Genomic DNA, 13,576 nt, shown 5'->3' with positions numbered 1-13,576 from the left:
TCTGATCAGAAGGCCAGGGGCAGCAGGAACTTCATCGCCAGCGGGGCCACGGCCGAGGCGAACGAGGCGGCCCCGGAGAGCATCTGTCCGCCCATGCCGCTGCCCTGGTTGGCTTTCTTGCCGGGCTTCAGCAGGGCGGTGGCCGCCTCGGTGAGTTGCCGCGCCTGGGCCTCCTCGCCGGCCTGGGCGTAAAGGACAGCCGCGTAGTTGATGTCCTGGGCAGCCAGCTCCGTCTTGCCCTGCTCCGTGCGGCTCAGACCCCGGGCCACCCAGCTGATCGCCGCTTCGGGCTGCAGCCGGATCGCCTCCGAAAACAGCTGCTCCGCCTGGGGATGGCGCCCCTCCAGGGCGGCGGTGACCCCGGCGTTGTGCAGCTCGGGATAGCTCAACACCGTGGGGGCGACGCCTCTGGCGTCCTGCCAGTGGCTGCGGGCCAGGCCGCCGGGATCGATCTCGGCGCCGCTGAGGTCGCTCTGGCGCAGGTCGGTGCCCTCCAGATTCGCCCCGCGCAGATCCGCACCCCGCAGGGACGCCCCCTGCAGGCTGGTGAAGCGCAGGTCGGCCCCCTGGAGGCTGGCCCCATCCAGCCGGGCCTGGCCCAGATTGGCGCGCTGGAGCTTGGCGCCCCGCAGATCCGCGTCGCGCAGGTCCGCGTGCACCAGGTCGGCATCCTGCAGCTTGCAGCGGGGGCAGTCGCGCTGATTCAGCAGCCGGATCAGATCGCCGTCGCTTCCCGCCCGCACAGGGCCGGCCAGCAGCAGGGCCAGCAGCGCCGGGCCGGTGAACAGCAGGCCCCTGAGGTGGCGAGGGCTCCAGGCGGACCCGTGCACGCTGGTCATGGCCGCCTGTTCAGGGGTGTTCCCGTTGTACCGCTTCTTTTGGCAGGTTGCCGGTTCGCAGGGAACGGCGCAGGGCCCGTCCCAGACGCTGGGCCTGGCGCCGTCCTGTACGGCTGGGGGTGCTGGCGAAGCGCTGCCGCTGGTAGTTCGCCACGTAGGCGTTGAGGGGACCGGCCAGGGCCGGCCACCGCTGCATCAGCCGCTGGGCAAAGACAGGGAGGGTTTCCCCCGCCTGGGGCGCCAGGCCGTGCCTGGCGAAGGCCCGCAGGGTGTGCTCCAGCTCCAGGCGCAGGGGATCGCCGCTGCGGCGGCGGCCCAGCCAGCCCAGGCCCCCCAGGCTGGCGGCCAGGCTGATGGCCACCGCCAGCAACACCACCAGCCCGAGCAGATGGCGCTGGTCGCCCAGCAGCCGCTGCACCAGGGCCTGTTGCTGCTCGCTGTCGTACCCCAGCCACCAGCGGGCCCAGGCGATGTCGAGGCCCCACCACTGCCGCTGCAGCCAGTCCCAGGGGGCGGTGCCGGTGGCTGTCTCGCTGGTGGTCACCGCGCTCGCCAATGGGTCCCCATCGGCCCAGGCGGTGGGATCGACCCGTTGCCAGCCTTCGCCCTGCAGCCACACTTCGCTCCAGGCGTGGGCATCGGCCTGGCGCAGGTCCACGTAGCCGCTGCCGCCCACCGGCTGCACCCACTGGCCGCCGCGGTAGCCGCTCACCACCCGCGCCGGCACTCCCGCCGCCCGCATCAGGGTGGTGAAGGCGCTGGCGTAGTGGCCGCAGAAGCCGAGCCGGGTCTCGAAGAGGAAGCGGTCGAGCGGCGCCTGGCGGGGCAGGGCCCCGGGCTCGAGGGTGTAGCGGAAGGGCTGGCTGCGGAACCAGCTGCCGGCGGCGTTCAGCCGCTGCCGGTCGCTGCCCAGGCGCCGCCACTCAGCGGCCAGGGCTTCCAGCCGTGGGTTCTCGCCCCGGGGCAGGACCAGATCGATGGGTCCGGGGGGTTGGCTGCGCCAGTCGCCCGGATCCGCCGTCTGCGTGAGGGCGTAGACGCGGCGTTGGCTGCCTGGGGCCCTGTTCAGCAGTTCGCCGCTGCGCTGCAGGGTCAGGTCGGGCGAGAGGGGCCGGCCGGCGCCGCTCCAGGGAACCGCCGCCAGGCCGCTGGGTTCCACCAGCCAAAGTTGGATCCCTTCCCCCGGGGCGGCGGGCGGCGGCGGTGTGGGCTGGCCGGCCGCAGGCCTGGGCAACGGCGGGGCGGTGCTGCGCCAGCGGCGGCCATCGAAGCGTTGATGCACCAGCACCCGCCAGAAGCGCTGCCCCAGGGGCGGTGGGCCGCCGCCGAGGGGGAAGGCGACGCGGGCCGCGGCCGCCCGGCTGACGGAGAGCCTGGCGATGGAGCCCGGCTCCATGCTGTCGCTGAGACCGGTCATCACCCCCATGCCCTGGCCTGTGCCCAGGTTGCTGAAGGGCATCAGCCGGGGTAGCAGCAGGAACAGCACCAGGGCGATGGGCAGCGCCGCCAGCAGCACCTGCAGGCTGCGGCGCATCAGGGCTTTCCAGTCCGGCCCCGCCCCCAGTTCCAGGGCCAGCAGGCCGGCCAGGGCCAGCAGGATGGCCAGGCCCTGCAGCAGGCTCGGGCCCAGTTCGGGCCGCAGGGCCGCCAGCAGGCCGGCGCCGACCAGCTGCAGCAGGGCCACCAGCCGCCGCTCCTCGAGGCTGCGGGCTTCGCGCAGCTTGAGGGCCGTCAGCACAGCCAGGCCGAAGGCCAGCAGGCTCAGGGACAGGGCCGGCGACAGGCCCAGCAGCCCCACCGCCAGCAGGCCCATGGTGAGCCATTGCAGGGGGGCAGCGGCGCGGCTCATCGGCAACAGGCCAGGGCTGCCAGGCACTGGTCGCGGTGGGCCAGACCCCGACCAGGCGCGACGCTCTGGCCGCTCAGCTCCAGGCCGTAGCTGAGGCCCCGGCCGTGGTAGTTCCAAATGCGCTCACTCAGGTGCTCAAGGGCCACCTCCAGGGGCAGGCCAGGGTCCGGGGCCAGCCGGGGAGCGGTTTCGGGTTGGTCCAGGAAGCGCTTGGCGTACTCGCCCCGCCCCTGGGCCAGCAGCTTCCAGGCCAGCCGGCTCGGGCTGTCCTGGGGGCGATGGGGGGCCAGGTCGCGCCAGTCGTCGCTGCCGTCCTGGCGGCTGGCAACGGCCGGCTCACCCGCCAGCGGAGCCGATCCACCGGCCAGCAGCCGCACCGGTCCGGCCCGGCGGGCCGGGTAGATCAGCTGGGCTGCCCCGGGGTACCAGCGGGACCAGCAGCAGAACAGCCCCAGGGGCGCCGTGGTCTGCACCCGCAGCAGTCCGGGTTGGTGCCAGCCCCGCCCGGGCGGCCGCCAGGCCACGGTCAGCTCATGCTCCCCCGGCGGCAGCGACAGGGGCGGGCCCGCCGCCTCACCTCCCAGCCGCAGGCGCACCCCTTCGCTGCGTCCGGGACAGCGCAACCGGATCGGATAGGGGACGGGATCCCCGGCGAAGCCCGGTGCCGGTGCGCCGCAGCCCAACTCCACACCCTGCAGGTTGAAGTGGGTGAGGTGCAGGGTGAGCAGGAACAGGCTGAGCATCAGGAAGCTGAGCAGCAGCGTGCCGTTGCTCTGCATCTGGACACCGATCACCTGCAGCAGCACGGTGCCCGCCAGCCAGAGCCAGCCGAAGCGCGTCGGCAGGATGTACAGGTTGCGCATCCGCAGGCGCACCCGCTCCCCCTGCTGGGGCCTACCGAAGTCCATCGACACCTGCCTGGAGCCGCTGGCTCAGAGCCCCGTCGCCGTCCCCGCGCTGGCCGCCGTCCATGCGGTGCTCGCAGACGGCGGCCAGCACCGCCTGGACGTCGTCCGGAATCACATGGTCGCGCCCCTCCAGCAGCGACCAGGCGCGGGCGGCGGCCACCAGGGCCAGCCCGGCCCGGGGGGAGAGGGGGTGGCCCTGGGCCGGCTGGCGGCGGCTGCGTTCCAGCAGGTCGAGCACGTAGTCGAGCAGGGCGGCGCTGCAGTGCTGCCGGTCGCAACGCCCCTGCAGCTCCAGCAGATCTTCCGGCCCGAAAGCGCCGTTGAGGCGATCGGGCAGCAGGCCCTCACCCCGCAGCAGGGCCTGCTCCGCCTGGCGGGGGGGGTAGCCCAGGCCGAGGCGCATCAGGAAACGGTCCAGCTGGGATTCCGGCAGCGCCGAGGTGCCCCCCTGGTCGAGGCCGTTCTGGGTGGCGATCACCAGAAAGGGCCGGGGCAGGGGATGGCTGACGCCGTCCACGCTCACTCTCCCGGCGGCCATCGCCTCCAGCAGCGCGCTCTGGGTGCGGGGGCTGGCCCGGTTGATCTCATCGGCCAGCAGCACCTGGCTGAACAGGGGGCCGGGCTGGAAATGGAAGCTGGCGGCGCCGGGGTCGAACACGTTCAGCCCGGTCAGATCGGCGGGCAGCAGATCGCTGGTGAAGCTCACCCGCTTGAAGCCGAGCCCGAAACTGCGGGCCAGGGCCTCCGCCAGGGTGGTCTTGCCCATGCCGGGCAGGTCCTCGATCAGCAGGTGGCCACGGGCCAGCAGGCAGGCCAGGGCCAGCCGCACCTGGTGCTCCTTGCCCAGCAGCACCTCTCCGATCGCGCTGATCACCGGCTGGAGAGGAGGCGTGGGCACGGGACGGGTGCGGTCACCGGTTGTTCCCCCATTGCAGCAGCACCGCCACCCTTCCGTGTTACAAACGGCTGAATGTTCCCTGGAGCCGGTGCCAGCTCACCACCCGGTGACGGGGCGGCCTGAATCGCCAGAACCCCACGGCGGCAATCGCCAGGCGGCCGCCCGACGCCTCGGTTGCCGGCCCCAGCAGTTGCTGGACGCCAGTGCCTCCCTGGTGCCCTTCGGCCCGCCGCCGCGGCTGCGGCGTCTGCTGCGCCGGGCGCTCTCCTCCGACCTGCGCGACTATCCCGACCGGGACTACCGGGCCCTGCGCGGGGCCATCGCCGCCTGGCACGGGCTCGATCCGGCCATGGTCCTGCCCGGCAACGGCGCCGCCGAACTGTTCACCTGGGCGGCGCGGGATGCTGCCGCCAGTGGCCTGAGCCTGCTGCCGGCGCCGGGATTCGCCGATTACCGCCGGGCCCTGGACTGCTGGGGCGGCGCGTGGCTAAGCCTGCCGCTGCCCCTGGACTGGCGCGGCGCCGGCCCCAGCGCCTGGCCGCTGGCCGAGGCCGCCATCGCCACGGCCGCCGCGTCATCCCGTCCGGCCGTGCTGTGGCTCACCAATCCCCACAACCCCACCGGCCAGCTCTGGAGCCGGGCCTCACTGCAGCCCCTGCTGGAGCGGTTCGCCCTGGTGGTGGCCGATGAGGCGTTCCTGCCGCTGGTGCCCGCCGGCGAGGACCAGTCGCTGCTGCCGCTCCTGCCGGCCCATCCCAACCTCGTGGTGATTCGCAGCCTCACCAAGCTGTTCTCGATCGCCGGTCTGCGCCTCGGCTACGCCCTGGGCGGCGCTGAGCGGCTGTCCCGCTGGGCGGCCTGGCGCGACCCCTGGCCCGTCAACGGCCTGGCGGCGGCGGCGGGGCAGGCCCTGATGGCCGATCAGGCCGGCCTGCGGCGCTGGCAGCAGCGGGTGCAGCACTGGGTGGCGGCAGAGGGCGCCTGGCTGGCGGGCCGTCTGGCGGCGGTGCCCGGTCTGGAGCCCCTGCCCTCGGCCGCCAACTACCTGCTGGTGCGGAGCACAGCAGCGGCCGCTTCGCTCCAGCCGCTGCGGCTGGCGCTGGAACGTCAGCACCGGATCCTGGTGCGCGACTGCCGCTCCTTTGAAGGCCTGGGGGAGGGCTGGCTGCGGATCGCCGTGCAGAGCAGGGCCGGCAACCGGCGCCTGCTGGCGGCCCTGGAGCAGATCAACCGCGGCCGCTGACCTCTTCCACCAGCACCTGCACCAGCCGCCGGTCGGCGTCCCGCACCGCCAGGGCCTCCATGCCGTCCCGCAGCGACGCCAGGGGATCGGCACCGGCGGCCGTCCGCCGCAGGCGGGGCCCCAGCAGCCGCCACACGGCCCGCTCCAGGGCCGGCTCACCGGGCTCGTGCTGCCAGACGATCACCGCGGCGCCCAGGCTGGCGGCGGCGGCGGCATTGGCGTCCTGATGCCGGTCGGCGGCCGCCGGGAAGGGCACCAGGATCGCCGGGGTGCCGCAGACGGCCAGTTCGCTGAGGCTGCCGGCGCCGGCTCGGCTGACGGCCAGGTCGCAGTGCTGCAGCAGGCCCGGCAGTTCGTCGCTGAAGGCCCGCTCCACCACCCCGTCGAGGTGCAGCGCTCCGGCATCCGGATCCTGGCTACCCGTGAGGTGCACGATGCGGCAACCGCTGGCCGCCAGTTGCGGCAGCAGGGGCCGCACCATGCGGTTAAGGCGCAGGGCCCCCTGGCTGCCCCCCATCACCAGCAGCAGGGGACCGTCGCCCTTCGGCACCCACTCCGGCAGGGGCGAGGGGGTGAGGAAGTCCCGTCTTACTGGGGTGCCGCAGACCAGAGGCCGACAGCGGGGCAAGCGCTCGGCTGCCTGGGGGAGACCCACCGCCACCCGGGTGCACAGGGGGCCCAGCAGCCGGGTCACCCGGCCCGGGATGGCGTTGCTTTCGTGCAGCACCACCGGCACCCCGCACCAGCGGGCGGCCAGGATCGCCGGCGCGGCGATGTACCCGCCGCTGCTGAACACCACGCTCACCCCCTCCCGCCGGATCAGGCGCCGCATCGGCAGCACGGCCAGCAGCAGTTGCAGCAGGTTCCAGAGCTTCCGCAGCCCCCGGCCCTGCAGTCCGCCGGCCCGCACCATGTGCAGGGGGTAACGGCTGGGGACAAGGTCGGTCTCCAGCCGGTTCGGCACCCCCACCCAGTGCACCTGCCAGTCGGCGGGAAGGGCTTCGGCCACCGCCAGGGCGGGGAACAGGTGGCCACCCGTGCCGCTGGCGGCGATCAGCAGGGTCGGCATGGGCGGGTGGGACGAGCGCGCCTAACTTAAAAGCCGATTCCGGTCCGCCCACCGCCGCCCCGGTTCCCTCCCTCTCCATGGCCCCGTCCCGCCCGCTGAACGCCCCCCTCCCCCCGGTTCGGTCGTCGCAGCGGCTGGGCGCTCTGCTGGCGACCATCGTGCTGGCCGGCACTGGTGTGGCCCCCGCCCTGGCGGCCCCCCCCTCGCCCGCCCAGCTGCAGGCCCTCGAAAGCGCCCTTAACAGCAACTCCGACACGGCCCTGGCCGGCCTGCTGCAGGCGGGGCCTGGGCTGGATCCCGCCCAGCTCGAAAACCGCCGCCGCTTGCTGCGGCAGCAGTTTCCCGATGCCCGCTGGCAGCTGCGCAGCGGCACCCTGATGCGGAATGGCCAGCCCACCGTGACCCTTCGGGTGGATGGCACCCGGCGCCAGGGCGGCACCACCTACCGGCTGGAGGCGGAGCAGCAGCTGGCCCTGCAGAGCGATGGCACCCGCATCAATGGCCAGACGGTGCTGCGGGAGCGGTCGTTGCTGCGCAGCGGTGATAGGCCCCTGCCGGTGAGCCTGCTGATCCCCGACGCGGTGCTGACCGGCCAGCGCTACGACGTCGACGTGATCTTCGACGATCCGCTCGACGGTGCCCTCTCCGCTGGGGGCATTGCGGCCATCACCCCCCAGCAGCAGTCCACGATGGCCAGCCCGAGCATGGAGCTCGGTGCCCTCGGTGGCGGCGGGCTGTTCAAGATCGTGCAGGCCCCCCTCGCCCCCGGTTCCCAGACCTGGGCCGTGCTGCTGGTGCATCCCGACGGCATCGTCAGCGCCACCAAGCGGGTGCGCGTTGTCGCCGATCGCCAATCGCTCGAGCCCTGAACCATGGGCCGACCGCATCGGATCTGGGTGGTGGATGACGATCCGGATCTGCGCCATCTCCTGTCCACCTACCTGGGGGACCAGGGCTACGAGGTCCGCTGCATGGGCGACGGCGCCCAGCTGATGGCCCGGCTGGAGGGCCAGCGTCCTGATCTGCTGGTGCTCGACCTGATGCTGCCCGGCGACGACGGCCTCACCTTGCTGCGGCGCCTGCGGGACGGGGACGACGACCTGCCGGTGCTGATGCTGACGGCCCGGGCCGATGCCGTGGATCGGATCATCGGCCTCGAGCAGGGGGCCGACGACTACCTGGCCAAGCCGTTCCTGCCGCGGGAGCTGACCGCCCGGATCGAGGCGGTGCTGCGTCGCCGCGGCACTCTCCCCGGCGGATTGCCCCAGCCCGATGGGGCCCGGATCGGCTTCGGCGATCTCGAGGTGGATCTGGCGGCGCGCACCCTGGAGCGCCAGGGGGAGGCGCTGACGATCACCGGCGGCGAGTTCGCCCTGCTGGCGGCCTTCGTACAGCACCCCCACCGGCCCCTGTCACGGGAGCGGCTGATCGAACTGGCCCGGGGCCCGGGCAGCGACACCGACAGTCGCAGCATGGACGTGCAGGTCTCACGGTTGCGGCGGCTGATCGAACCGGAGCCGGCCCGGCCCCGCTATGTGCAGACGGTCTGGGGCTATGGCTACGTCTTCGTCCCCGATGGCAAGCCCCGCCAGTCCTGATCGCTTCTGGCGGCCGTCGCTGGTGCGCACAGTGGGATACCTGCTGGCTGGCACGGGCGCGGCCGCCCTCAGCCTGCTGCTGCTGCACCTGCTGCTGGGTCGGCGCCTGGCCCAGCAGCTGCTGATTCAGACGGGCTCGGAGGTGGCCTCGAACCTCGTGCTGGGGGAGGTGGCCCTGGAACGCTTCAGCCCGGAGGTGCTCGGCCAGATCAGCGGCATGCAGCTGGTGGTGGGCCGCCGGCCGGAGCCGGCGGCAGCGGCGAGGTGGGTGGGCCGGGGGGACCGGCGGCTGCGCTGGCAGGCCGAGCGGCTGCAGGCGGAGCTGTGCCGCCGGCTGGGCCGTTGTCCGGCGGTCCAGCCGGCCTCCTCCCCGCGGCGGGGGGTGTGGGTGGAGATGGCTTCCCCCCTCGAGCCGGTGTGGCTGTTCGTTTCTTTGCCTTCACCGCGCGGCTGGCCGCCCGATCCCTTGTTGCTGTCCTTGTCGATCGGGCTGGGCGCGCTCGGGGCCCTGCTGCTGTTCCTGACGCTGGAGATCCAGCGGCCCCTGACCCGCCTGCAGGAGGCCCTGGCCGACGTGGGCCTGGAAGCCCTGCCCGAGGCCCTGCCGGACCAGGGCGCCCCGGCGGTGCGACAGCTGATGGCCAGGTTCAACGCCATGTTGCTGCGGCTGGAGGATTCCGGCCGGGAGCGCACCACGATGCTGGCCGGCATCGCCCACGACCTGCGCAGTCCCCTGACCCGGCTGCGGTTGCGCCTCGCCCTTGCCGCCGAGGGCCCGATGGCGCCCCAGGAGCTGGAGCGGGCCCAGGCCGACATCCGCTCGATCGAGCGGATCACCCGCCAGTTCATGATCTTCGCCGGGGCTGAAGCCGGGGAGAGTCCCGTGCTCGTGCCGCTCGATGCCCTGGTGGCGGAGTCGGCAGCGGCGGTGGGGGAGGTGCCCCTGGAGCTGGATCTGGAGCCCCTGGTGCGGCGGGTGCGCCCGATTGCGCTGGCGCGGGCGGTGGGCAACCTGCTCGACAACGCCCTCACCTACGGCCGGCCGCCCCTGCGGCTGGTGCTGCGGCCCCTTGGCCCGGGCGACGGGGCGATGCGGGTCCATGGCGAGGCCGGATCCGTGGAGAGCGGTTTCGAGATCCAGGTCTGGGACTGTGGTGAAGGCATCGACCGGGAGCAGTGGCTGAAGGCCATGACGCCCTTCCAGCGGCTCGATCAGGCCCGCGGCGGCGAGGGGCACTGCGGCCTGGGCCTGGCCATCGCCGCCAAGGTGGCCCGCGACCATGGCGGTGACTTGCGGCGGCTGGAGGCGACTGCCGCTGCCGATTCGTCGCCGGGGCGCTTCGCCGTGGCGCTGCGGGCCTGGCCCTTGCCGGGGGTGTGAGGGGGGCCTTCCAGCTTCTTTGGGATCCCTAGTTGCATCCGGTCACAGGTGGCGCTCAGCCAGTCCGATTCCCGTCACACCTTCTGGTCACGATGGAATCGTTGATGACTGTTCCTCCCATGCCTGCCAACCTGCTTCAGCCCCTGCGCATCGCCGTTCTTGCGGCGGTCCTCGTTTCCACCGGTGTCGCCATGGCCCAGGGCAGCCCCTCCGACGCCGGACGGCCCACGCCCGCCCAGATGCAGAAGATCTTTCCGGACCAGAAGCGCCTGGCGATCAGCGACCAGCGGGCCCGCATCGCCATCCTCCAGAGCGGCGAGCGCTGCCTGTCGGCCGCCGGCAGCAGCGAAGCCCTGCGCGCCTGCATGAAGCAGCAGCGCGAAGCCAGTCAGCGCCAGCGCCAACAGAATCGGGCGTCGATGAAGGCGCTGTTCGAACGCAACGGCATCGCCATGCCCCAGTGGGGCAAGGGCGACCGCAAGGGGACATGGGGTGAGGGCCGGCCCGGCACCCCACGGGCCAACTGAGGCCGGGCTTCAGGCCTCGTCGAGGGCGGCCACGCCGGGCAGCACCTTGCCTTCCAGCAGCTCGAGGCTGGCGCCGCCGCCGGTGGAGATGTGGCTCATCGTCTCGGCCACACCCACCTTCTCCACGGCGGCCACGGAGTCACTCCCACCGAATCACCGCCACCGTGATCGTGCAACAGCCCTTGCCGCTGAGCTCGGCCAGGGCGTCCTGGAAGGCTTTCGCCGAATCGGGGCTGATGGTCGAGCCAGTGAAGGAGACCGGCTCACTCCGGCCCAACAGGGAGAAGAATTTCCCGGGCATGAAGGCCCTGCCGTTAACGAGCAAGGGGGCCGCATCGCCATCCTCCAGAAGGGGAGAGTGGTGTGCTGGCCGCCAGCACCCACGCGGCCCTGAGCACCTGCATGTTGGAAGAACGCATCGACTGCCAGGCCGCGCCTTCAGTGAGTCAATCGAAGGCTTGATCCGCCAGCTTCAGGATCCGCCTGAGCGGAGGGTCGCCCGGATCCGCTCCTCAATCGACGACCGGGCTTTTCAGCGAACGCTTAAATCATGAAAAGGTCGGGGACCAGATCGGCAATCAGGGGGGCTAAAAGGCCCTCGGTGCCCCAGCCCGCCTCCATGGGATTTCGCACGGAGGATCCTGTCATCGACATTGGCAAGAGGATGGACCGGGTTGACGCTGGGGCCGTGACCTTTGTGCCCTCTGCAGCTCCCCACTCCGAGGTTGTTCCCACCGCTTCGCCGGACTCTTGCCGGCGGGGAGTCGCCAAGAGCGCTTGGGACTCGAGGGCGAATTGGAAGCTCCTACCCCGAGGTGTCATGTAGTCATCTGGGGCAGGGGTGATCTCCGGAGCAGGTTCGGCAGCCAGGTTGCGCCCCACTTCTTGGCCTGCGCCCGGTTGGGCGTCAGCCAATCTGCCAGTGATCTGATCGACTCCAGGTTGCGGCACGGGTGCCTCGCTGCTGATTCCAGCTGACGTAGCCGTAGCTGGTGCTGGGTCTGGAAGCGCGGCCATGGCAGAAGGTGATGCAACCAGATCCGGACCGATCGGCAGCTGCGCGACCCCCGCGTCGGTGCTTCGGAGGTTCTCCGGGGATGCGGTGACGCTGCGCATATAGGGGAGTGGCCAGTCGGACCGGACCAAGTCATCGGTCGCAGATTCGCCGATCAAGGGATCGGACAATGGACCTGACTCCGGCTCGCTGGAGTTAGGGGTCTGATCCGCGATGGCCCCATCTTCGCTGGGCCAAGGAGAGACTTGAACCTCAATGAATGGAGCGAGAATCGAAACCATTGAATAATATGAGTAATAAATCTGAGGCTCGAGGGTTCCAGATGTTGTGGTCGCCAATTCCGGGTCCTCCATCATCGCGGTTACTGTTGTTTCAGCAACAGCAACAATGGGATCAGTCCCGAGTTCGCAAATCAATGGTTCGGGCAATGGACATGTCTCCGGATCGCCGGAGTCGAAGGCCTGGTCCTTAATGGGCCAGGTGATATCGATCGGTATCTCGTCATCGACATCGATCCAGTTGCTCTCGACGGCCGACAAGTCAGCTTCGTAGCTGAGACCGTCTGTAGGGATGGAGTCGAGCCCATCCCCTTGGTTCCACTCCACAATGAGCCCATCATCGCCGGGCCACGGATATAAGACCCATTCTGTTGGTTCGGCAATAATAGTATGAACAAACAGTGAGTAGATCTGGGTCTCGAATACGGGAGCAGAATCTATGCCAGTAACATTCTGCTCCAATGCAGCTTCACCGATCTCCAGCTCCATGGTTACGAGCTCATTTTCCATGATGTTTAGGCCCCGAGGTTGACCGTAACTTCTTGAGAAGGGATGAATTTATGCCAACCCAATTCTAAGTTACCACAAAACCATCGTGTTGGGTTCGGGGCCTCGCCAGGAGGCGCGCTGATCAGGCCTCGTCGAGGGCGGCCACGCCGGGCAGCACCTTGCCTTCCAGCAGCTCGAGGCTGGCGCCGCCGCCGGTGGAGATGTGGCTCATCGTCTCGGCCACGCCCACCTTCTCCACGGCGGCCACGGAGTCACCGCCGCCGATGATCGTGCAGCAGCCCTTGCCGCTGAGCTCGGCCAGGGTGTGGGCGATGGCGTTGGTGCCGGCGGCGAAGGCGTCGAACTCGAACACGCCCATGGGGCCGTTCCAGATCACGGTCTTGCAGTCGGCGAGGGCAACCTGGAAGGCCTTGACCGAATCGGGGCCGATGTCGAGGCCCATCCAGCCGTCGGGGATGGCGTCGATCGCCGTGGTCTGGCTGTTGGCGTCGGGGGCGAAGTTGTCGGCCAGCACCACATCGGTGGGCAGCAGCAGCTGGACGCCCTTGGCGGCCGCCTTGGCTTCCAGTTCCTTGGCAAGCTCGAGCTTGTCCTCCTCCACCAGGCTCTTGCCCACCGCCAGCCCACGGGCCTTGTAGAAGGTGAAGATCATGCCGCCGCCGATCAGCACCTTGTCGCACTTGTCGATCAGCGACTCGAGCACGCCGATCTTGCTGCTCACCTTGGAGCCGCCCACGATGGCGGCCAGGGGGCGCTTGGGCTCATCGATGGCGCCCTGCAGGTACTGCAGCTCCTTCTCCATCAGGAACCCGGCCACGCTGGGGCTCAGGTAGTTGGTGACCCCCTCGGTGGAGGCGTGGGCCCGGTGGGCGGCGCCGAAGGCATCGTTCACGTAGATGTCGGCCAGGGCGGCCAGCTTTGCGGCGAAGCCGGCGTCGTTCTTCTCCTCCTCAGCGAAAAAGCGCACGTTCTCAAGCAGCACCACATCGCCATCAGCCATGGCGGCCACCTTGGCCTCGGCGTCGGGGCCGATGCAGCTGTCGGTCTTGACCACCGCTTGGCCCAGCAGCTCGCTGAGACGGGCCGCCACCGGGGTGAGGCGCATGGCGTCATTCACCTGGCCCTTGGGCCGGCCGAAGTGGGCCGCCAGCAGCACCCTGGCGCCGTGGTCGATCAGGTGGCGCACGGTCGGCAGGGCCGCCCGGATGCGGGTGTCATCGGTGATGGCGCCAGCGTCGTCGAGGGGTACGTTGAAGTCGACCCGCACCAGCACCCGCTTGCCGCGGAGATCATCGGCGCTGAGGCTGGAGAGGGATCGCTTCGCCACGGTTACGTGTAAGGAAAGGCGGGGGGAGATTAGCCCCCGGCCCCTCCCGGTTCGCCGCCGCCGCGATTCGGTTCTTCCCACCCCCCGTCCCTGGCGGCCGCAACGGTCGGCGCTAGGACAAGGGGGCTAGGCCT

At 70.9% G+C, this 13,576-nt stretch carries 12 protein-coding genes and 1 pseudogene; 5 read left to right on the top strand and 8 right to left on the bottom strand.

What is annotated here, in order from left to right:
• Positions 1 to 5: 5 nt before the first annotated feature.
• From KBZ33_RS09420 to KBZ33_RS09405, 4 genes are read right to left on the bottom strand one after another with little or no spacing between them, the layout of a single operon-like run.
• Positions 6 to 839, bottom strand: a complete 834-nt coding sequence (locus KBZ33_RS09420) for a pentapeptide repeat-containing protein (RefSeq protein ID WP_254952651.1) — start codon at positions 837 to 839, stop codon at positions 6 to 8.
• Between the two features lie 10 nt (positions 840 to 849).
• Positions 850 to 2,688 (bottom strand): transglutaminase domain-containing protein, encoded by a 1,839-nt coding sequence (locus tag KBZ33_RS09415; RefSeq protein ID WP_254952652.1) that lies wholly within the window; start codon positions 2,686 to 2,688, stop codon positions 850 to 852.
• Positions 2,685 to 3,596 (bottom strand): hypothetical protein, encoded by a 912-nt coding sequence (locus KBZ33_RS09410; RefSeq protein ID WP_254952653.1) that lies wholly within the window; start codon positions 3,594 to 3,596, stop codon positions 2,685 to 2,687. Before KBZ33_RS09410 ends, KBZ33_RS09415 begins: the two co-directional genes overlap by 4 nt.
• Positions 3,583 to 4,494 carry a MoxR family ATPase gene (locus KBZ33_RS09405; protein ID WP_254952654.1) on the bottom strand — a complete coding sequence of 304 codons (912 nt, stop codon included), beginning with the start codon at positions 4,492 to 4,494 and terminating at the stop codon, positions 3,583 to 3,585. Before KBZ33_RS09405 ends, KBZ33_RS09410 begins: the two co-directional genes overlap by 14 nt.
• Before the next feature lie 106 nt (positions 4,495 to 4,600).
• Between KBZ33_RS09405 and KBZ33_RS09400 the strand changes: the two genes are divergently transcribed.
• Positions 4,601 to 5,737, top strand: a complete 1,137-nt coding sequence (locus tag KBZ33_RS09400; RefSeq protein WP_254952655.1) for a histidinol-phosphate transaminase — start codon at positions 4,601 to 4,603, stop codon at positions 5,735 to 5,737.
• On the opposite strand, the gene KBZ33_RS09395 is transcribed toward KBZ33_RS09400, so the two are convergent.
• Positions 5,721 to 6,806 (bottom strand): glycosyltransferase, encoded by a 1,086-nt coding sequence (locus tag KBZ33_RS09395; protein WP_254952656.1) that lies wholly within the window; start codon positions 6,804 to 6,806, stop codon positions 5,721 to 5,723. The two genes, KBZ33_RS09400 and KBZ33_RS09395, sit on opposite strands and share 17 nt — an antisense overlap.
• Positions 6,807 to 6,883: 77 nt before the next feature.
• Between KBZ33_RS09395 and KBZ33_RS09390 the strand changes: the two genes are divergently transcribed.
• The 4 genes from KBZ33_RS09390 (at position 6,884) to KBZ33_RS09375 (ending at position 10,312) form a co-directional block, all read left to right on the top strand.
• Positions 6,884 to 7,675, top strand: a complete 792-nt coding sequence (locus tag KBZ33_RS09390; RefSeq protein ID WP_254952657.1) for a hypothetical protein — start codon at positions 6,884 to 6,886, stop codon at positions 7,673 to 7,675.
• 3 nt (positions 7,676 to 7,678) lie between these two features.
• A complete protein-coding gene (locus KBZ33_RS09385) occupies positions 7,679 to 8,404 on the top strand; it encodes a response regulator (protein WP_254944886.1) in 726 nt (241 codons plus the stop codon).
• Positions 8,382 to 9,785: an ATP-binding protein gene (locus KBZ33_RS09380; protein ID WP_254952658.1), complete on the top strand. Its 1,404-nt coding sequence runs from the start codon at positions 8,382 to 8,384 to the stop codon at positions 9,783 to 9,785. The genes KBZ33_RS09385 and KBZ33_RS09380 overlap by 23 nt, the downstream gene beginning before the upstream one ends.
• Positions 9,786 to 9,904: 119 nt before the next feature.
• Positions 9,905 to 10,312: a hypothetical protein gene (locus KBZ33_RS09375; protein ID WP_254952659.1), complete on the top strand. Its 408-nt coding sequence runs from the start codon at positions 9,905 to 9,907 to the stop codon at positions 10,310 to 10,312.
• Positions 10,313 to 10,321: 9 nt separating this feature from the next.
• Here KBZ33_RS09375 and pgk read toward each other — a convergent pair.
• From pgk to KBZ33_RS09360, 3 genes and pseudogenes are all read right to left on the bottom strand, one after another.
• A pseudogene (pgk, locus tag KBZ33_RS09370) lies at positions 10,322 to 10,574 on the bottom strand (phosphoglycerate kinase); the annotation flags it as partial.
• 281 nt (positions 10,575 to 10,855) lie between these two features.
• Entirely contained in the window at positions 10,856 to 12,094 is a 1,239-nt protein-coding gene (locus KBZ33_RS09365; RefSeq protein WP_254952660.1) for a hypothetical protein, read from the bottom strand.
• A gap of 142 nt (positions 12,095 to 12,236) precedes the next feature.
• Positions 12,237 to 13,442: a phosphoglycerate kinase gene (locus KBZ33_RS09360; protein WP_254952662.1), complete on the bottom strand. Its 1,206-nt coding sequence runs from the start codon at positions 13,440 to 13,442 to the stop codon at positions 12,237 to 12,239.
• Between the last annotated feature and the right edge of the window lie 134 nt (positions 13,443 to 13,576).

Source organism: Cyanobium sp. Cruz-8D1, from assembly GCF_024345975.1.
Classification (GTDB): Bacteria; Cyanobacteriota; Cyanobacteriia; order PCC-6307; family Cyanobiaceae; genus Cyanobium.
Note: the sequence above shows the minus strand (reverse complement) of the source record. Positions and strands in the feature narration are given on the sequence as shown.